At 68.4% G+C, this 20372-nt stretch carries 15 protein-coding genes; 9 read left to right on the forward strand and 6 right to left on the reverse strand.

Features of this window, described 5'->3' with window-relative positions; translation table 11 throughout:
- From TSO5_RS31535 to TSO5_RS31555, 5 genes are all read left to right on the forward strand, one after another.
- The coding region (locus TSO5_RS31535; protein WP_109155310.1) for a hypothetical protein at positions 1 to 1783 on the forward strand (1783 nt) is incomplete at its 5' end.
- 189 nt (positions 1784 to 1972) lie between these two features.
- Positions 1973 to 3286, forward strand: a complete 1314-nt coding sequence (locus tag TSO5_RS31540) for a glycosyltransferase family 4 protein (protein WP_109155312.1) — start codon at positions 1973 to 1975, stop codon at positions 3284 to 3286.
- A 197-nt stretch (positions 3287 to 3483) separates the two neighbouring features.
- Positions 3484 to 4671 carry a polysaccharide pyruvyl transferase family protein gene (locus TSO5_RS31545; protein ID WP_109155313.1) on the forward strand — a complete coding sequence of 396 codons (1188 nt, stop codon included), beginning with the start codon at positions 3484 to 3486 and terminating at the stop codon, positions 4669 to 4671.
- A gap of 42 nt (positions 4672 to 4713) precedes the next feature.
- Entirely contained in the window at positions 4714 to 5508 is a 795-nt protein-coding gene (locus TSO5_RS31550) for a hypothetical protein (protein WP_109155314.1), read from the forward strand.
- Between the two features lie 138 nt (positions 5509 to 5646).
- Positions 5647 to 9072 (forward strand): DEAD/DEAH box helicase, encoded by a 3426-nt coding sequence (locus TSO5_RS31555; RefSeq protein ID WP_109155315.1) that lies wholly within the window; start codon positions 5647 to 5649, stop codon positions 9070 to 9072.
- A 6-nt stretch (positions 9073 to 9078) separates the two neighbouring features.
- Here TSO5_RS31555 and TSO5_RS31560 read toward each other — a convergent pair whose 3' ends face one another.
- The 4 genes from TSO5_RS31560 to TSO5_RS32505 form a co-directional block, all read right to left on the reverse strand.
- Positions 9079 to 10320, reverse strand: a complete 1242-nt coding sequence (locus TSO5_RS31560) for a hypothetical protein (RefSeq protein ID WP_109155317.1) — start codon at positions 10318 to 10320, stop codon at positions 9079 to 9081.
- Between the two features lie 3 nt (positions 10321 to 10323).
- A complete protein-coding gene (locus TSO5_RS31565; RefSeq protein WP_109155319.1) occupies positions 10324 to 11883 on the reverse strand; it encodes a glycosyltransferase in 1560 nt (519 codons plus the stop codon).
- 111 nt (positions 11884 to 11994) lie between these two features.
- Positions 11995 to 13749: a hypothetical protein gene (locus TSO5_RS31570; RefSeq protein WP_109155320.1), complete on the reverse strand. Its 1755-nt coding sequence runs from the start codon at positions 13747 to 13749 to the stop codon at positions 11995 to 11997.
- A 15-nt stretch (positions 13750 to 13764) separates the two neighbouring features.
- Positions 13765 to 14070, reverse strand: coding sequence for a hypothetical protein (locus tag TSO5_RS32505; protein ID WP_146203883.1), 306 nt, complete (start codon positions 14068 to 14070; stop codon positions 13765 to 13767).
- Positions 14071 to 14216: 146 nt separating this feature from the next.
- Between TSO5_RS32505 and TSO5_RS31575 the strand changes: the two genes are divergently transcribed.
- The 4 genes from TSO5_RS31575 to TSO5_RS31590 are packed head-to-tail and all read left to right on the forward strand — an operon-like array spanning position 14217 to position 18060.
- Positions 14217 to 15224 carry a sulfate ABC transporter substrate-binding protein gene (locus tag TSO5_RS31575; RefSeq protein WP_109155321.1) on the forward strand — a complete coding sequence of 336 codons (1008 nt, stop codon included), beginning with the start codon at positions 14217 to 14219 and terminating at the stop codon, positions 15222 to 15224.
- Between the two features lie 3 nt (positions 15225 to 15227).
- On the forward strand, positions 15228 to 16127 hold the full coding sequence (gene cysT / locus TSO5_RS31580; RefSeq protein WP_109155322.1) for a sulfate ABC transporter permease subunit CysT: 900 nt from the start codon (positions 15228 to 15230) through the stop codon (positions 16125 to 16127).
- Positions 16117 to 16992 (forward strand): sulfate ABC transporter permease subunit CysW, encoded by an 876-nt coding sequence (gene cysW / locus TSO5_RS31585; protein WP_109155323.1) that lies wholly within the window; start codon positions 16117 to 16119, stop codon positions 16990 to 16992. Before cysT ends, cysW begins: the two co-directional genes overlap by 11 nt.
- Before the next feature lie 30 nt (positions 16993 to 17022).
- Positions 17023 to 18060, forward strand: a complete 1038-nt coding sequence (locus TSO5_RS31590; protein WP_109155325.1) for a sulfate ABC transporter ATP-binding protein — start codon at positions 17023 to 17025, stop codon at positions 18058 to 18060.
- 5 nt (positions 18061 to 18065) lie between these two features.
- Here the strand turns inward: TSO5_RS31590 and TSO5_RS31595 are convergent, their stop codons facing one another.
- A complete protein-coding gene (locus tag TSO5_RS31595; protein WP_109155326.1) occupies positions 18066 to 19763 on the reverse strand; it encodes a monovalent cation:proton antiporter-2 (CPA2) family protein in 1698 nt (565 codons plus the stop codon).
- 415 nt (positions 19764 to 20178) lie between these two features.
- On the reverse strand, positions 20179 to 20372 hold a 194-nt coding region (locus TSO5_RS33165), incomplete at its 5' end, for a hypothetical protein (protein WP_211099794.1).

Below are 20372 nucleotides of genomic sequence, written 5' to 3' on the forward strand. Positions count from 1 at the left end.
GGGCGCCCGCCGCACCCGCCTGCTGTCCGGTCTGGCGCAGGAGGCCTCCCGTCCCGACGGCTTCGCCGAGGTGCTGGGCCGCTTCCGCGACGGCGCGCTGATGGTGCAGGGCTGGTCGCACGGCTTCCCGGCCGGTGCCGCTCCCGTGCTGGTCGAGGCCGACGATCTGCGCCCCCATGCCAGCGCCGCCGCGCCCTTCCACCGTCCCGACCTGCCCGACGATGCCTCCGGCCTGCTGACCGTTCTGGAAGGCCCGGTCGCCGCGCCGGACACCATTCGCCGCATCCATTTCCGCGCCGACGACGGCTGGCGCCATCTCGCGATCTTCGAGCACCGGCAGTTGCTGGCCGACGGCGTCGCCTCCGCCCATGCCCGGGACATGCTGGGCCAGTTGCAGGGAGATGCCGCCCGCCGCGGTGTCGCCGCCGCCATCGCCGCCCGTTACAATGGGGTGGAGACGGTGTCGCAGATCCAGGCTCCGGTGCGTATGGGGCTGGACATGGCGGTGCGCGTTCCGGGGGCAGGGCTGTTCGTATGCGGCTGGCTGCTCGACCCTTCTCAGGCGGTCCGCGCGGTGACGGTGAAGGGCGCCGGCATGACGGCGCGGCTGGACACCGACTGGTCGCGGCTGTCCCGCAAGGACGTGTCCGATGCCTTCGCCCACGATGCGCTGTTCGCCGGCCGTCTGATTCCGGGCAATGACGCCCACGGCTTCACCGCCTTCGCCCGCGAACCGGCCGGCATCGCCGCCGATGCCGAGTTCCATCTGGAACTGACGCTGGCCGACGGCATCGCCTTCCTGCCGCTGCCCTGCCAGCCGCCGACCGGCGATGCGCTGCGCCGCATGCTGGGGGCGGTCAATCCCGACAGCCCGTCCATCGACCGCGTCATCGCCAACCATCTCGGGCCGATGTTGCGCACCGCGGCGTCCGGACAGCCGGCTCCCTCCTCCGTCCTGCACCCGATGGGCCGCGCGCTGAAGAGCCCGCGCGTGTCGGTGATCCTGCCGGTCTGCGACGGGCGTGAGGATGTCGACCTGAACCTCGCCCGCATGGCGAACGATCCGGACTTCGCCGAGGCGGAGATCCTGGTGGTGGCCGGTGCCGGTACGCATGAACGTCTGGCCGGCATGGTCCGGCAGGCTGCCGGCTTCTATCGTCTTTCGGTCGGCTTCGTCGCGGCTCCCACCGCCGCCGACCCGTTCGAGGCGGTCGCGGCGGCCCTGCCGCATGTCCGCGCCGACCGCGTCCTGCTGCTCTCCCCGTCGGTTCTGCCGACCGAGCGCGGCTGGCTGTCGGCGCTGGAGCGTGCGATCCGCAAGCCGAACGCCGTCGGCTCCGCCGCGCTGGCGCCGGTGATGGCCAGCCCGACCCTGCTGTATGAGGACCATTCGGTCCGCTTCGCCGGCATCGTCGCGGTGGAAGGGCCGGGCGGCATGGTCACCTACGAGCGCCGCTTCGCCGGCTACCCGCGCGACTGGCTGAAGGAGCAGGAGGCGTCGATGGTCGATGCCGCCTCGGCCGACTGCGCGCTGCTGCCGCGCGAACTGCTGGTCCGCGCGATGGCCGACGGCGGCCGCTATCTCGGGTCGGAGCCGAAGGGACTGGACCTGTGCCTGCGGGTTCGGGCGGCCGGCGGCTCCTGCCTGTGGCTGCCGAAGGTCCGGCTGGTGGCGGTCGACGAACAGCCCCGCCACACCCGCGACCCCCGGCTGGAGCGCATGAGCGCGCTGGTCGACGAATGGAGTTTCGTGGAGCGCTGGAAGGCGTCGATCGCGGCCTAACGCCAACTCTTGCCCCCTCCCTAACCCTCCCCCGCTGCGCGGGAGAGGGAACTGCCGCCACTCCGTTGCAGAAGCCCTGCAAGCGTCCTGCCCCCTCTCCCGCGCAGCGGGGGAGGGATGGGGAGGGGGCAACAGCGGGCAAGCGACACAACCACCTCACCACCCCCGCTTAGGACAGACGGTCACCCGATGAGCAAGACCAAGCGCGCGCTGATCATCAGCCATGGCCACCCCTCCTTCTCGCTGGGCGGGGGTGAGGTCGCCTCCTACAACCTGCACAACGGCCTGCACGACCTGCCGGGCTGGGAAAGCCATTATCTCGCCCGCGTGGCGCCGCCCATCGCCCAGCATCGCGGCTCCGCCCTGATGGCTCTGCGCCAGAAGGAGCGGGAGGTGCTGTACTACGCCAACGACTACGACCATTTCCGCCTGTCCAACCGCAATCTGCCGGGGCTGGAGAAGGACTTCGTCCGCTACGTCCGCGACCTCCAGCCGGATGTGGTGAACTTCCACCATTTCCTCGGGCTGGGGATCGAGACGATTCAGGCGGTGCGTCAGGCGCTGCCGCGCGTGCCCATCGTGGTGACGCTGCATGAATACCTGTCGATCTGCCACCATCATGGCCAGATGGTGAAGACCAGCCGCAACGCGCTGTGCTACCGCGCCAGCCCGGCCGACTGCGCCGGCTGCTTCCCGCACATCGGCGAGGCGGAGTTCTTCAAGCGCGAGCTGTTCCTGAAGACCTTCCTGGAGCAGGCGGACTTCTACATCAGCCCGTCGAACTTCCTGATCGACCGCTATGTCGACTGGGGGCTGCCGCGCGAGAAGTTCCGCATGATCGAGAACGGCCTGACCATCGAGGGCATCGCCCCGCCGCGCCCGGTCACCCGCGCCGGCAAGCGCAACCGCTTCGCCTTCTTCGGTCAGCTGACCGAGTTCAAGGGCGCCCATCTGCTGGTGGAGGCGGTGTCGCGCATCTCCGACAAGGCCTGGGGCGAGGACGGCGCGCTGATGATCTTCGGCGGCAACCTGGAACGCCAGCCGGAGGCCTATCAGAAGCGCTTCAACGACGCGGTGGAGAAGGCCGGCGACCGGGTGCGCTTCTACGGCAGCTACCGCTCGGCCGAACTGCCGGGCCTGATGAAGGACGTCGATTGGATGATCATCCCGTCGATCTGGTGGGAGAACTCCCCCGTCGTCATCCAGGAGGCCTTCCTGCATGGCCGCCCGATCATCGCCAGCAACATCGGCGGCATGGCGGAAAAGGTGACCCACGGCGTCGACGGCCTGCATTTCCGCAACGGCAGCGTCGAGGATCTGGTGGACCGCATGACGGAGGCGCTGACCTCGCCGGACCTGTGGGACCGTCTGCGCCTGCGCATCCGTCGCCCCATCGACCGCGCCGAATGCGCGCGCCAGCACTCTGAAGTGTTCGACGCGTTGCTGGCCGCCGGCGGCGCGGCGCCCTCGATGCCGGAGCGGGCGGTGGCGCAGCGGTCGTGATAAGGGAATGTTGGAATGTGCTGTGATATTTTCGAATATCAGGAAGATTTCATTCCGCATGTCGCCGAACATATTGGTAATGTTGGATCGAAAATCGCAGGACCTCTAGCATAGGTTCAGTGTGAAGATTCGATTTAGCCCGGCGGTAATCCGGGCAACATCCGCCCCTATTGTCGCCCAACCCAGGGAGAGCCGCCGTGGCCAACATCCTCGTCATGATTCCGTCGGGCGAAGTCTACGATCACGACTGCGTGCGTTGGTACAGCTACCAGGACATTCAGCGCAGCATCGACCACTATCACAACATCGGTGACGCGTTCGTCTTCGACTCCTCGTTGAAGCTGCTGACCTACGACAAGCTGGATGTTCTGGAGATCCGCGAGTTCCGGCAGGAGGTGGTCGACCGGATCAATGCGGAATATGACTACGTCTTCCTGCGCGGCAGCAACTACATCCATGATTCGATGGACTGGCCGGCGGCGACCATCCAGGTGCTGGCGAAGCTGCGCATTCCCGTCATCGCCTTTGGCGTCGGCGCCCAGGCGCCGGCCACCGGCAAGCTGACGCTGACCGAGGAAAGCAAGCGCATCTGGCGGATGATCGCCGACAAATCGACGACGCTGGGCGTGCGCGGCACCTACACCGCTGAAGTGCTGTGGGACCTGGGCATCAAGAACACCCGCATCGTTGGCTGCCCGACCGCCTTCCGCAACCGCGACCCGGAACTGCGCATCGACCTGCCGGCGCTCGACAGCGTGCGCAAGGTCGGCATCACGATGCGCCGCGAGGTCTCCAAGCATTATTCGCCGGACGTCCGCAAGTATCTGGAACGCCACCGCGACTTCGTGAAGGACATTTCCCGCCGCTTCGACACCGTCCTGATGATGCAGGGCGAGGTGGAGGAGAAGAAGCTGCTGTGGGGAACCGAGGAGCAGAAGGCGGAGGCCTGGGCGCACCTGCATGACAGCGCCTGGCTGAAGCAGTGGTATTTCGATGACGAAATGGACGCGCTGTACCGCGAGCGCCTGTGGTATTCGGACGTCGTCGCCGACTATGAGAACCTCGTGCGGTCGAAGGATCTCGTGCTCGGCTATCGCCTGCACGGCAACCTGATGGCGCTGTCGAACGCCACGCCGTCGGTCTACTTCAGCTATGACAGCCGCACGGCGGAGTTCGCGGAGACCTTCGCGATCCCCTGCTACAACGTCTATTCGGACAAGCCCTTCGTCCTCGAAGAATATTGGGACCAGAGCCTGTTCGAGAAGTTCAACCGCACCTACTACCAGCGCTATCGCGACATGCGGGAATTCCTGGACGAGAACTACGTCCCCCACCGCATGCCCAGCCACACCCTGCGCCGCGCCACCGACCGCAAGGCGGCGTAAGCGAAAACGCACTCTCCAGTCCAACAACCGGAAGCCGGTCCCATGTCCGCCACCGCCAAGATCGTCGAGCTTCGCGAGACCACCCCCGTGGCCGATCCCATCGACGCACCCCAAGCGGCGGCCATCGTCGGCCACATCGACGCCCTGCAGGGTGGCCGGGTGTTCGGCTGGGCCTGGGACGGCAACCATCCGGCCGACCGGCTGGAGGTCGAACTGCGGCTGGAGCGGGACGGCGGTCCGCCGGAAACGCTGGCGCGGGTGACGGCCGACCGGCCACGGCCCGATCTGGCCGGCGGCGGCATCGGCGACGGTGCCCATGCCTTCGAGGCGGAGGTGACCTTGCCGGAGGGGGCGGACCCCTCGCGGGTGGTGGCGGTGGTGCGCTCGCCCTCCACCGGCGAGACCGCGACCTTCGCCCAGCCGAACCCGGAGGACCAGCGGCTCGACCGGCTGCTGGCGCCGCATCTGCACCGCATCGGCGAGCGGATCGACGCGGTCCGCCGCGACCAGCGCCAGCTTGCCGCCGCCCAGCAGGCCATCGGCCGCCTGCTGCGCGATGCGGGCGAAGGGGTGACGGCCCTGCGCGCCGACGCCTCCCGTCTGGAAAAGGCCCAGGACGAGCGAACCGACTCCCTGGCCGGGTCCTTGCGCGAACTGACGGAGCGGGTCGGCGGGCTGGAAGTGTTCCTGATGCGGATGGACCAGAGCCTGCGCGGCCTGGACAGCGCATCGGCGGAAATGACGGGCGGAGCGGGCTGGTCGCCGCTGCTGACCGTGCTGGGGTCGACGGCCGGCGCCTTTCTGGCGGTTCTGGTCGGCTGGCTGGTGCTGCACTGAACCGGAAAGTTCCGCTAGACTGAAGGGTAGGCAACCGCGGGGGACCCGGCGGTGTTGAACCTCCGCAGCCCCGCCGTCCCTCTTCCCGAGGGGTGCGCGGAGCCATAGACCGGAGCCTGCCCACCATGTACGCCCATCATGCTTGACGGAGTCCCCGTCGCCGATCCGTCGCCCGACGCGCCGCCCCCGGTTCCGGCGTCGTCTCCCGCCACTTTATCCGTGCAGAGCGAAGGCGAACTGGCCATTCGGCTGGCTGCGCTCGCCCGCCGGCCGGGCGGCGTCCTGCTGCTCGCCCGCAGCGACGCGCGCGCCACCCGGCTGGCACGGCTGGTGGGCGACCTGTTCCCCGATCTCGACACCGTTCTGCTCCCGATTGACGAAACCGCCGCCGGCGACCGGGCCGCGCCATCGCGGGCCGTGCTGGGCCGCCGTGCCGCCGGCCTGATGCGACTGGCGGAAGGGGAAGCTCCGGCGCCCGGGCGACTGGTGGTGGCTTCGGCCGATCTGGCCCTGCAACGGTTGCCGCCGCCACAGGCTTGGACGGGCGGACGCTTCCGCCTGACGCGGGGCATGGCCTATGACGAGACGGCGTGGCGCGGTTGGTTCGCCCGCACCGGCTATGTGCTGGACGACCGGGTGGATGAACCCGGCGAGGTGGCGATCCGCGGTGCGGTGGTGGAGGTCTTCCCCGGTGACAGCGACCGCCCCGTCCGTTGCGACATCACCGATGGCATCGTGCGTGACCTGCGCCTCTACGACCCGGTGTCCCAGCGGTCGGTTGAATCGATCGACGATCTTACGCTGAGCCCGGTCACCGACCTGATCATCGGGCCGGAGATGCTCGACCGGCTGGCCGCCAGCCTCGCCGGTCTGGGATCGGCTCTGCCGGGCGAACTGCGGCGGCAACTGGAGGAAGGCCGGCGCCCTTATGGTTTCGACCTCCAGCTTCCCAACGTTTTCGACAACTGTCCGCTGCTGCTGGATCTGCTGCCGGATGCGCTGATCGTGCTGGATGCCGGCGCGCGCGACCGCATCGAGGCGCGGGCCGACGATCTGGCCGAAGCCGGGCTGGACCGGCGCATCCGCCGTGACGATCCCTGTCTGCTGCCGATCCCGGCGCTCGAACGCCGGCTGATCGACGCCGGTGCCCTGGAAGAAAAACTTTCCGCACGCTCCGTGCTGCCGGTGGACATGACGGCAGGCCATGCCGTGGAAGCGGCGCGAACCGAGCGCACGCTGCTGCGGCGCGCAGCGGCCCTGATCGGCGAGGGTAGGGCCGTGCTGCTCGCCGCCCGATCCGGCGCGGGTTCGGGCGAGGCCGACCGATTGGCGGAGCGGGCGTCTTCGGTGTTGGGGCGTCCGGTTCCGCGTCTGGACCGCTGGCCCGAACCGCTCCTGGCTGCGGGTGACTGTGCCGTGCTGCCGTTGCGGACGGCCGACGGTTTCGTCTGCGACGGCATGACGGTGCTGGTGGCGCCGCGCCATGGCGAGGATCGCGGTGGCGCGACGCCGACCCGGCCGCCGCTGGCCCCGTCGGAGCTGGCGACCGGCGACTTCGTCGTGCATCTCGACTATGGCATCGGCCGCCTGATCGGACTGGAAACCATCGCCGCCGCCGACGGCGACGAGGAGGGCTCGGCCGCCGATTTTCTGGTGCTGGATTATGCCCATGACGACCGGTTGCTGGTGCCGACCGCCGATTTCGACCGGCTGTGGCGCCATGGCTCGGCCGACACCGGCGCCAGGCTCGACAGCCTGAAGAACGCTCACTGGCTGGAACGCCGCGCCGTGCTGGAAACGGAGATCGCCGATACCGCTAAGGGCATCCTGCGCGAGGCCCGCCGCCGTGCGCGCGAAGTTGCGCCGGTCATCGACCCTCCGGCCGACCGCATGCGCCGTTTCGGCGCCCGTTTCGGCTTCGATCCCACCGAGGGGCAGCGGCGCGCCGTCCAGGCTGTGCTCGACGCCATGCGGCAGGGTCATCCGATGGACCATCTGGTCTGCGCCGATGTCGGGTACGGCAAGACCGAGGTGGCATTGCGCGCGGCGGCGGCCGTCGCCTTTGCCGGCCATCAGGTGGCGGTGATGGCCCCGACCTCCGTCCTCGCCCGCCAGCATCTGGACGTGTTCCGCCGCCGCTTCGCCGGCTTCGGCGTGACGGTGGAGCCGCTGACCGGGGGCATGACCAAGGCCGAGGCCGACCGGGTGCGCGCCGGGCTGGCCGACGGGTCGGTCGACATCGTCATCGGCACGCATGCGCTGCTGTCCAAGGATGTCCGGTTCGGCCGGCTCGGCCTGATGGTGGTGGATGAGGAACAGCGCTTCGGCGCCGCCCAGAAGCAGGCGCTGAAGCAGCGGACCAAGGGCGTCCACAGTCTGGCGCTCAGCGCCACGCCGATCCCGCGCACCCTGCAGGGCGCCCTGGCCGGCCTGCGCGGGCTCAGCATCATCGACACCCCGCCGGCCCGCCGCCGGCCGGTGCGCACCGCCGTGACACCGCGCGACCCGGCCACCGCCCGCGCCGCCCTGCTGCGTGAACTGGGGCGCGGCGGGCAGGCCTTCTGCGTCGCTCCGCGCATCGCCGACCTGGGTGAGCTGGAGGCATGGATCCGCGAACTGGCGCCGTCGGCCCGCATCGCGGTGGCGCATGGCCGGCTGGGTGCGGCGGCGCTGGACGATGCGGTGATGGGCTTCGTCGACGGCGAGAGCGACATCCTGTTGGCGACGCCGATCATCGAATCCGGCATCGACATCCCGCGCGCCAACACGCTGCTGCTGTTCCGCCCCGACCTGTTCGGGCTGGGCCAGCTGCACCAGCTCCGCGGCCGGGTCGGGCGGGGTGCGGTTCAGGGTTACGCCTATCTGCTGACCGATCCCGACCACCCGCTGGAGGAGCGGGCGGCCCGCCGGCTCGGCTCGCTGGAGGTGATCGAAAGCCTGGGCGGCGGCTTCGTCCTGAGCATGCTCGACCTCGACCAGCGTGGGGCGGGCGACCTGCTGGGCGAGGATCAGAGCGGCCATCTGCGCGCGGTGGGGACCGAACTCTACCAGCGCATCCTGGCCGACGCCCTGCGGACGCTGCGCCGCCAGCCCGACGATCGCTGGGACCCGGAGGTGACGGTCGCGGTGCCGCACTGCATCCCTTCCGCCTACATCCCGGAGGAGGAGCTGCGCATCGGCCTGCACCGCCGCATCGCCCGCACCCGCGAGGCGGGCGAACTGGACGCCCTGCGCGAGGAGATGGAGGACCGCTTCGGCCCGCTGCCGGACCCGGTGGAGCGGCTGCTGGCCATTGCCGACCTGCGCTGCCGTTGCCGGGCATTGGGCGTCGCGTCGCTCGGCTGCGGCCCGGCGGGCGTCGCCGTCACTCTACGGGGCGAGCGCGCCGCGGCCAAGGCGGCGACGCTGGCGAAACGCTCCAGGGGCTTCCTGCGCGCCCAGGACGACCGGCTGTCCGCCGCGCTGGAGGCGCCGGACGCCGATGGGCGCCTCGCCAACGCGGTCCGCGTGCTCGACTGCATCGAGGCGATCGTCCGCAAGGCGCAGCGGCGCAAGCGGGGATAGGCCCGGTCAGTTGCAGGCGTGTCCGATCACCCGCGGCAGGATGGCGGTCAATGCCAGGGCGTCGAAGCAATGCTCCAGATACGTCGACCGCAGCCTCGCGCGGCGGTCGGCGTCGCCGGCCAATGCGGAGAGGAGGCGCACGGCGTCGTCCTCGCCGGTGAAGGTCAGCACATCCTCATATGGACCGAACAGCAGGGCGGTGTCGGCGTGGCGCCAGCTCACCAGCAGCCCGTTCCGTTTGACGATCTCCAGCGTCCTCGGGAAGATCGCCGTGTCGTAGGCGAGGCTGCCGAAATCCAGGCAGGCCGCTGCGGTGGGGTAGGCGTTGCGCGGTGCCGCCGACACCGGTCCGGCTTTGATGCCAAACCGCGCCCAACCATTGCCCCACAGCGAGAATCCCTCGCCGAATCCACGGCGTAGCGCGCTGGCGAAGCGGCGCCGGTTCTCCACCGCGAAGGCGATGGTGAAGGCCCGGTTGAACTCCAGGGTCCAGGCCGGATCCGCCGCCCGGTCCGCCAGCCCGCAGAAATCCATGGCCTGCAGCCGGTGCAGCATAGGCCGTTCCATCATCGCCACGGCCACTGCCTCCGCATCGCGCCGGATCGCCGGGGAAACCGGGTCGCGTCCGGACTCCAGATGCTCCGGCCAACCCTGCCCCAGATAGAGGAAGCGGTCGCTCACCTTCGCTTCGGTGTCGGCCCCGGCATCTGAGTGCCCCTTCATCGCGGCATAGGGGTGACGCCGCAGGCCGGGCGTGTCCTGCGCCATCCAGCGCTTGTACAGGTCAACCGTCCCGTCCGCTGCCGGAGCGGTGCAGATCGAGCGATGAACCCCCAGCGGCTCGTAAAAGACCCGGCTCAGCCCCAGGCGTACGGCCTGCTCCGCCGAACCCTGGCACATGCACCACATGGAAACATCGTTGTCGGTCATCCAGCGGTCGGCGTCGCGGATCTCCTCCGCCGTGCCGGCGCCGATCTCCTCCAGCGGGTGCTTCAGGCAGATATGGACGATGGCCGGCCCCTTGTCCGGCTGGCCGCCGAACTGCGCGATGTAGGCGCGCAGCATCTCCACCGTCGGCCTGGGAATCTCGAACAGGTTCAGCACGAACAGGACATCGACGCGGCGGTCGATCACCTCCTGCGAGATGTCGGGCAGCGCCAGCACGGATTCGTGCCCCAGATCGATCAGGGCCGCGTGGATCGACCACAGGATTTCCGACGTGCCCTGTCCGCAAAGCAGGAAGCGCATGCGCTATCTCCGCGCCGCGAACAGGCCGGCCGCCTCGGCCATGTAGGCGGAAAGCTGTGCGTTGTCGGCGCCCTCCCGCTCCACTGTGGCGATGCGGGCGCGGGCCTGCTGCCGCGCTTCTTCCAGCAGCGCCGGATCGCCGGCCAGGGCGGCGGCACGGGCGACGAAGGCCGCATCATCGGCGACCAGGAAGGAGGGGCCGGCCACGCTGGCGACGTCTCCGCCGTCGAAGGACAGCACCGGCACGCCGCCCGCCATCGCCTGCGCCGCCCCCGCTCCGCCGCCGGTGCGGCGCGGATTGACGAACAGGTCGCAGACCGACATCAGCGCCTCCATCCGCTCGACATGGCCGAGGCTGCGCAGCTGCCCGGCATGCCCGTGCACGGCCAGCCGTCCGGGCAAACTCTCCACCCCGCCGGCGAACAGCACCAGCGCCTGCGGCACGGCGTCCAGAATTCGCCCCAACAGCTTCAGGAACGCGCCGTCGGCCTCGGCATCCAGGCGGTTGCCGACCACGACACAGACGAACGCCGAGTCAGGCAGAGAGAATTCGGCGCGCGTCGCGGTATCCCCGGTGCGGCGCAGCGACAGGCCGAAGCGCGACGGACGCCAGGACCGGGCGAGCCGCCCATGGCCGGCCGGCGGCGCATGGCCGCCGAAATCCAGCACGATGTCGGCAAGCGAGACGATCCGCCCGCTGGTCGTCGGGATGCACATCAGCGGACGCGCGCATTCCAGCAGGTCGGCGACGATCACCGAGCCGCCGAAGGCGATCGCCAGATCGGGATCGAACGCCTCCACCGCCGACAGGAAACCGCCCAGCTTTTCCGCGGTGATGCCGGGCGCGGTGGACGACAGCATGCGGATCCGCTCGCCGCCGCAGCGGATCGTCTGCTCCCCCGACAGCCTCTCTTCCAGCGCGGCGGCGAAGGGCGGGACGAAGGGGCTGTAATAGCAGTCCGGCATCATGTTGGTGTTGAGCACCAGAACCGTGCGGCCAAGATCGCGCTGCAACCGCACCGCCAGCAGCAGCAGGTCGCGCGACGGCTGGTGTTCGGCTGACAGGAACTGGTTCGTCACGATGACGACCCGTCCGGTATCGGGCATCCCCGCCTGCCTCGCCGCCGGGCTCAGCCCCAGACGCAACGCGATCTGCCGCAGGAAGCGCTCGTAGAAGGCGAACAGGTGCTCCGTGACGAAATTGGGGACGGACGCCATGTCCATGCGCATCAGGAAAAGCTGGCGCTGCATGGACCAGTAGATCTGGTTGATCCCCTCCAGCGACGCCAGATCCAGCACATTGTCCAGCATGTCCAGGATGCGCAGGTATCGCCGCAGGTCGCCGGACACGGCAGCCAGGGCCGATTCCCGCAGGATCGGGTCCAGGTTGGCGGTCGCGACGTCCAGCGCCTCCATCGCCCCGGCATCGCAGCCCAGCCCTGTCACTCTCGCGGCTTCGCAGCTTTCCGAAATCGCCTTCAAGGCCTCCCCGGTGCCGGCCGGACCGTGCAGCCGGGCGATCAGGTCGGTGAGCGTGGTGGCGTGGCGGTCGGAGGCATGCATCGTTCGAACGGTCCCGGTTGGCACGACGACCGCCGGCGGCGCCTCGACGGGCGGGACTCGGTCAGCATCCGTTTCCACCCATAGGAGTGACGCCACCGGGTGTCAACGTCATCATCCCGCGTCCTCGAACGGCGAGCGGATTTGCAGCCACCGCTCCTCGTATCGGCGGCGTTCGTCGGCTGCGGACGGGTCGCTGCCGGTGGCGAAGGTCCAATAACCGATCTGGAAGGCGATGTAGCAGGGAATGCAGAAGGCCAGCAGCCCGCGGTCGAGCGGCACAACCGCTTCGACCATGTGGCACAGGGCCTCGGCCTGCCTGTCCGACAGATCGAACTCCACGATGCCGCCGGCCACGTCCCAGGCGATGTCCTGGCAGCCGATCAGGTCATGGGCGGCTGAGTGGTCCAGCGCATCGCTTTTCATCAGGCGTCCGTCGGGCAGCCGCAGCCATTCCCAGCGGTGCAGGCGGTTGTCGGTGACGACCCGGCGCAGGCCCGCTTCCAGTTCGGCCAGCCGGTCGGCCGTCCAGCATTCCAGCGCCTTTGCGGCGCCGTCGCCCAACGCTTCGCCGATGTTGGTGCGCGCCATGGTCAGCAGTTCCGTCAGGGCGGCGCCCGACCCGGACGGAGCGGGGAATCGTTCGGCGCGGAAGGCCAGATAGCCGGCGAGGCGCTCAACGGCATCCGGTGCACCCTCCGTCAGCGGGCATGCGTCCTCCAGCCAGCGTTCCGCAAGGAAGCCGTGGCGCAGGGTCGACGGCTCCGCGGTGAAGCCGGCGGCGTGAAGGGCGCGGGCACGCTCCAGCGCCTGTTCCCCCGCACTGCCCAGCCCGGCGAATTTCAGCAGCCATGATCCTGTGGCGGTGCGCAGCAGTAATTTGCGACGCTCCTGTTGCGGATTGGCCGACAGTCTGTCGGAATTGCCGTACAGTCGCCGCCACCCGCCTCCCGACAGATCCTCCAGCGGTGCGACGGGCGGGCCGAGACTGTCCATGAACCATCGCTCCAGCGGCGGGAACGGCCTATCCATGGACCGGAACAGGTCGTCGAAACCGACCACCGGTCGCACCGCTTCGGCCCATCGCCGCCGGTGACGGTCGGAGGATTGCGGGCCAAGCTCGCCGCCATGGCCGGGCAGGAAGGCGATCCGGTCCGCCGCCACCCCCTGCGCCTCCAGCCAGTCGGCCACGGCGCCGAAGGAACTGCCCGACAGCCCCGGCCCTTCGTCCACGATGACATAGGCGGCCTCGGGATCTGCCAGCAAGGCGGCGCGCACTCTCTCCGACAGCCGCAGCTCGCGCCGGAAGGGATGGCCGACCGGCCGCAACGTCACCGGCGGCGCCGCCCTCAGCGCAACCGCCGCCATCGCCGCCAGCCCGGTGCCGATGCTGCGCAGTCCGATCACCACCGGCGATTCGGCAAAGCGCGGCGGCAGACGCGCCGCCGCCTCCAGATAGGCTTCCGGGTAGAGGCTGTAGAAGGCATAGCCTTCGGCCCTGCGCATACCGACCGCCTCAGGCAGCGGCAGCGCGGCCAGCAGGTCGAGCGCATCGAGGGTATCGGCGGTATCCGGTGGATCGGCCGACCGCCCGCCTAACAGCCAGGATGCGGCGACGCCGGCGGCAAGCTCTATCACCACGGCCATGGCCGCATCCTGCACGGGCGTGCGGTCATCCATGCCTGCGGCGTAGAATTCCCAATCGGCTAGGCCCTGTGCCAGTTCGGCCGCTTCGATGAACAGCGTCACCAGGGCGCCGTGCCGCTCCGGACCGGGAGCGGCCATTGCGCCGCCGGCAAGGCCGCACCGCAGCCTCGCGATCCGGCGACGCGGGTCCTCGCAATCCTCCTGATCGTCATAGACCAGCATCGCCGCCGGCCACCGTTACCAGGTCGGGAAGAACAGCAGCAGCAGGGCCAGAACCGCAAGAATACCCAGAATGCCCCACATGGCGGGGCGACCCATGCCCCGCGAGGTGCCGGCCTTCGGGAGTTCAGTGCCCACTTTCCGGAAAGGGCCAGCCATCGTGTTCGCTCCTGACAATGTCGATCTGTCGGTACTCAACAGGGCAAGACCGGCAAAGTTGCCGGTTCCGATCATGATCACCCGTCCGGTGGAGGGATGGCCGTGCAATACCGAACGAAGCCGCTTGAGCACTTTCCGCTGTAATGCCAACGGGTTGACGACCAATCACGGTTTTCCCGCGGACGGACACGAAAAACTGCTTTCCAAGCACCCTGCCGGCATGCAAACTCTACGAAACCAATAGAAAAAGAGCCGCGGATACCACGAAAGAGAATTGGTAAAATCGGCAGCTACCCAAGGAGGCCTCTGCCATGTCGCTTCGTCGCCTGACTCTCCTCGCCGCCGGCCTGACGCTGGCTTGGTTTGGTGTTGCCGTCGCGGACTCCAAGGATACGCTGCTGAACGTGTCCTACGATCCCACCAGGGAATTCTATGTCGAGTTCAACAAGGCCTTCGCCAAGGCATGGCATGCGGAGACCGGCCGTGACCTGACGGTCCGTCAGTCGCATGGCGGATCGGGCAAGCAGGCCCGCTCGGTCATCGACGGGCTGGACGCGGACATCGTGACCCTGGCGCTCGGCTACGACATCGATGCCATCGCCGACGCCGGTCTCCTGGCGAAGGACTGGCAGGGTCGCCTGCCGAACAACAGCGCCCCCTATACCTCGACCATCGTGTTCCTGGTGAAGAAGGGCAATCCGAAGGGGATCAAGGACTGGAACGATCTGGTGAGGCCGGGCGTCCAGGTCATCACCCCCAACCCGAAAACCTCGGGCGGCGCCCGCTGGAACTATCTGGCCGCCTGGGCCTATGCCATGCAGGCCAACGGCAACGACGAGGCCAAGGCCAAGGAATTCGTGTCGCAGCTGCTGAAGAACGTCCCGGTGCTGGACAGCGGCGCCCGCGGCGCCACCGTGACCTTCACCCAGCGCGGAATCGGCGACGTCCTGCTGGCCTGGGAGAACGAGGCTCACCTCTCGCTGCAGGAATTCGGCGCCGACAAGTTCGAGATCGTGACGCCCAGCCTGTCGATCCTGGCCGAACCGCCGGTCGCCGTCGTGGACAAGGTCGTCGACCGCAAGGGAACCCGCAAGGTGGCCGAGGCATACCTGCAGTTCCTCTACACCCGTGAAGGGCAGGAGATCGCGGCCAGGAACTTCTACCGTCCGCGTTCGCCGGAACTGGCCACCCAGTATGCGGGACGCTTTGCCGATGTTAAGCTGGTTACCATCGACCAGTTCGGGGGCTGGCGTGCTGCGCAGGAAAAGCACTTCGCGGATGGCGGCGTCTTCGACCAGATCTTCCAGAAGGGGCGCTGACCCATGGTCGCCGCCAGCAGCGATGCCGTCCCCACCGGACGGGAGAGTGCTGTGACGCTCCGCGCTTCCCTGCCGCTCTTCCGGAAGCCCAGCGTCCTTCCGGGCTTCGGACTGACGCTCGGCTTCACGCTCAGCTACCTCGGTTTCATCGTGCTGGTGCCGCTCTCGGCGCTGATCGTCAAATCCAGCGGCCTCGGCTGGAGCGGTTTCTGGGCGGCGGTGACCACCCCGCGCGTGCTGGCCGCCTTTCAGGTCAGTTTCGGGCTGTCCTTCGCCGCCGCGCTGACCAATGCGGTCTTCGGCTTTCTCGTCGCCTGGGTCCTGGTCCGTTACGATTTTCCCGGCAAGCGGCTTGTGGATGCGCTGGTCGATCTGCCCTTCGCCCTGCCGACGGCGGTGGCGGGCATCGCGCTCAGCGCACTCTACGCCCCGAACGGCTGGATCGGTCGGCCGCTGGACGAGCTGTTCGGCCTGAAGGTCGCCTTCACCCCGCTCGGCATCGCCATCGCGCTCACCTTCATCGGGCTTCCCTTCGTCGTCCGCACCGTGCAGCCGATCCTCCAGGATCTGCCGCCGGAGGAGGAGGAAGCCGCCGCCTCCCTCGGCGCGTCGCGCCTGCAGACCTTCGGTAGCGTCATCTTGCCGGCCATTCTGCCGGCGCTGGTGACCGGTTTCGCACTGTCCTTCGCCCGCGGCATCGGCGAATACGGCTCCGTCATCTTCATCGCCGGCAACATGCCCGGCCTGACGGAAATCCTACCGTTGCTGATCGTCATCAAGCTGGAGCAGTACGACTATGCCGGAGCCGCCGCGGTCGGCACCGCGATGCTCGGCGTATCCTTCGTCATGCTTCTGATCCTCAATCTCCTCCAGCAGTGGATGAGGTCGCGCCATGCCCGCTGATACGGTCACCAGCATCCCCGCTCGCCCGGTGCAGTCGGCCCTGAGCGAACCGGCTTGGATCCGCTTCGTCCTGATTGCCGGCGCCCTGCTGTTCCTGGCGCTGTTCCTGCTGCTGCCCCTGGTGGCGGTCTTCGCCGAGGCGCTGCGCCGCGGCTTCGACGCCTATTGGGTGGCGCTGACCGAGCCGGACGCGGTCGCGGCCATCGAGCTGACGCTGATCGTCGCCGCCATCTCGGTGCCGGCCAATCTGCTATTCGGCGTCGCCGCCTCCTGGTGCGTCGCCAAGTTCGATTTCCGCGGCAAGAACCTGCTGATCACGCTGATCGACCTGCCTTTCTCGGTGTCGCCGGTGATCTCGGGCCTGATCTATGTCCTGCTGTTCGGCCTGAACGGGCTGTTCGGCGCCCATCTGCGCGACATGGGCATCCAGATCATCTTCGCCGTGCCGGGGCTGGTGCTCGCCACCGTCTTCGTCACCTTCCCCTTCGTGGCGCGCGAATTGATCCCGCTGATGCAGGAACAGGGCTCCGACGAGGAGGAGGCCGCGCTTGTGCTGGGCGCGTCCGGCTGGCAGACCTTCTGGCGGGTGACCATTCCCAACATCAAGTGGGGTCTGCTCTACGGCGTGCTGCTGTGCAACGCCCGCGCGATGGGCGAGTTCGGCGCGGTGTCGGTCGTCTCCGGCCATATCCGGGGCGAGACCAACACGATGCCGCTGCATGTCGAGATTCTCTACAACGAATACAACTTCGTCGCCGCCTTCGCGGTCGCCTCGCTCCTGGCCATGCTGGCGCTGGTCACGCTGGTCGTGAAGACCGCGCTGGAGTGGCGCTTCGGGGATGAACTGGCGGCGACCCGGCACTGATCGCCGGACTCTGGAGAGGAAACGGACCCCATGGCGATCCAGGTTTCAGGCATCACCAAACGCTTCAACGATTTCACCGCGCTCGACTCCGTCGATCTGGAGGTGAGGTCTGGAGAGCTTCTGGCCCTGCTCGGCCCCTCCGGCTCGGGCAAGACCACGCTGCTGCGCATCATGGCCGGGCTTGAAAGCCCCGACGCCGGCGGCCTGTTGCTGAATGGGGAGGAGGCGCTGGGGCTGAAGCCGCGCGACCGGCAGGTCGGCTTCGTCTTTCAGCATTACGCCCTGTTCCGCCACATGACCGTGTTCGACAATGTCGCCTTCGGGCTGAAGGTGCGACCGCGCGGCCAACGCCCAAGCTCAACCGAGATCCGGCGGCGGGTGACCGAACTGCTGGATCTGGTGCAGCTGTCGCCCTTCGCCGGCCGTTATCCGGCGCAGCTGTCGGGCGGCCAGCGCCAGCGTGTGGCGCTCGCCCGCGCTCTCGCCATCGAACCGAAGGTGTTGCTGCTCGACGAGCCTTTCGGCGCGCTCGACGCCAAGGTCCGCAAGGAGTTGCGACGCTGGCTGCGCAAGCTGCACGACGACATCCATGTCACCTCCGTCTTCGTCACCCACGACCAGGAGGAGGCGCTGGAGCTTGCCGACCGCGTGGTGGTGATGAACCAGGGCCGGATCGAGCAGATCGGAACGCCGGCGGAGGTCTACGATCACCCCGCCTCCGCCTTCGTCTATGAATTCCTCGGGCAGGTGAACCGGCTCGACTGCACGGTGGACGGCGGCATCGCCCGTGTCGGCGGCGGCACCTTGGCCATCGCGACCGATGGCGGCGTGCAGGGACCGGCGGTGGCCTATGTCCGTCCGCACGATCTCGGCGTGACGCCGGCCGCGGGCGGTCCAGCGCGCATCTCCGGCATCCATGTCGTCGGCCCGGACGCCCGCATCGACATCGACCTCGCCGGTCTGGCACTGGAAGCCGAGATGGACCGCGAGCGTCTCGCCACGCTCGGCATCGTCGCCGGCGACCGCTGCGCCGTCCACGTCGAGCGGGCGCGGGTGTTCGCGCGGTAGGACCTTTATTCAGCCACTTTCTGCTCGGCTAGGGCGCGGTAATTGCCGTCCCGATAGGATTTCAGGCTGAGGTCGATGGCGGCGGAATCGACGCCGGCGCTGCGCAGGACGAGGCCGGCCAGTTGCAGGCTGGCCTCCATCGTCTCCGGCACGATGGCGCTGGCACCGGCCCCTGTCAGGGTGGCGCTCTGTCCCAGATCATGGGCGCGGGCGATGATCGGCAGCTTCGGCGCCGTTGCGTGGATCGCCTCCACCGCGCGGTGGGCGGCATCCGGCCGGTTCAGGGTAATGACGGCGGCCCGCGCCCGCTCGATCCCCGCGGCGCGCAGCACGGTTCCCTGGCTGGCGTCGCCGTAATAGACGGGCAGCCCGTCATGGCGGGCGGCGGCGATCCGCTGCGGCTCCAGGTCCAGCGCCACATAGGCGATGTTGTGCTCGGTCAGCAGCTTGGCGACCGCTTTGCCGACGCGGCCATAGCCGCAGATCAGCACATGGCTTTTCAGATCGCTGGTCTCGATTCCGAATGCTTCGGCACCCATCCGCGCTTCGATCAGCTGGGCAAGGCGCTGGGCGACCGCGCCGATCGCCGGCGTCACCGCCATGCTGAGCGCCACCGAGGAGGACAGCAGCAGGCCGGTGTGGCCGTCCAGAACCGACAGTCCGACCGCCTTGCCGATCAGCACGAAGGCGAACTCGCCGCCCTGCGACAGCAGCAGCCCGATCCTGAGCGAGGTCGCCAGCCCAAGCCCCGACAGCCGGCACAGCACGAACAGAAGCAGGCTTTTGCCGACCAGCAGAGCGGCGGTCAGCGCCGCGATGGTCTCCGCCTCGGCGGCCATGGCCGGCAGGTCCAGCGACATGCCCACCGTCATGAAGAACAGCCCGAGCAGCAGCCCGCGGAAAGGCTCGATATCCGCCTCGACCTGATGGCGGTATGCGGTATCGGCCAGCAGCATGCCGGCCAGGAAGGCGCCCAGCGCCATCGACATGCCGGCTTCCGCCGTCAGCCAGCCGACCGCCAGAACCACGAACAGGTTGGTGGCGGTGAACAGCTCCGGATTGCCGGCCGATGCGATGAACCGATAAGCGGGCCGCACGACAAAGCGGCCCAGCAGCATGATGACCAGGATCGCCGCCACGGCCTTTGCCGCGGCGAGCGCCAGCGCCAGCGGAATGCTGGCATCCGGATCAGCCAGCAGCGGCAGCAGGGTCAGCAGCGGCACGACCGCGAGGTCCTGGAAGATCAGCACCGCAACGGAAATCCGGCCGAAGCGGGCGACCGTCTCGCCCCGTTCGACCAGCAGTTTCAGCACCGTGGCGGTGGAGGAGAAGGCCAGCATGCCGCCGACGATCAGGGCCGCTTCCGGCGACAGCCCGAGCCACCAAGCGGCAAGGCCGATGGCGGCGCTGGTCAGCCCGACCTGCATCAGTCCCAGCCCGAAGATGTAATGCCGCATGGCGCGCAGGCGCGAGACCGGCAATTCCAATCCGATGGCGAACAGCAGGAAGACGACGCCGAACTCCGACAGCACTTGGGGCACCGCCAGATCGACCACCGGCCCCGGCGTGTGCGGACCCAGCATCGCCCCCGCCACGAGATAGCCCAGCACCGCCGGAATGCGCAGGGCCTGGAACAGCGGGACCACTAGAATCGCGGCCAGCAGCAGGAATAGGACGTCGAGCAGAAGGGTGGGATCGTGCATGGCCGGATCGGGAAAGGGCAGGAGCGCCCCTGTATCGTCTCCCGCTCGCCCATCCCGCAAGTGCGATGGCACAGGACGGCATCAAATTGCCGCCTGGGGTGCCCTGTTGCCGAGGCAGGAAGGGGTACGGCAAAATCGCAGGCCAGTGCATTTTGCCCTAGACGAGCCCGAAGCGGCTGCGTATATACCCGGCCCTCGACCGGCGGCGGCCTTGCGGAAGCGAAGACGCCGGTGGTTGAGGCCCCGATGGATTGGGGCAGTGTCGTTTCCGCTCATTGCTCCGCCGACGCTTTGGTGGAGAGGCCGAAAAAAGGGCTTGACCCGATCGGCCGAGAGAGCTAGAAAAGATGCCTGCCAGCGCGAACCGGTCGGTTTGCGCTCCTCCGATCTCAAAATGACGATACATCGATCCGGTTCACCGGTCGATGATCTGTCGTGATCGGGCTGGATCTTGGACATTGTAGATCGTGAAGTCGAGAAGGGATGCGCAGGCGGCGGCAGTTGGTAGCCGTTGCGGCCTTGGGGTGTTGGGTTCCTGATGGGGATCGGCACAATGAGGATCGTCTGTGCATCTTTTGAGCAGAGAAACTGTAACAGTATCGACGTTTC

This window comes from Azospirillum sp. TSO5 (assembly GCF_003116065.1).
Classification (GTDB): domain Bacteria; phylum Pseudomonadota; class Alphaproteobacteria; order Azospirillales; family Azospirillaceae; genus Azospirillum.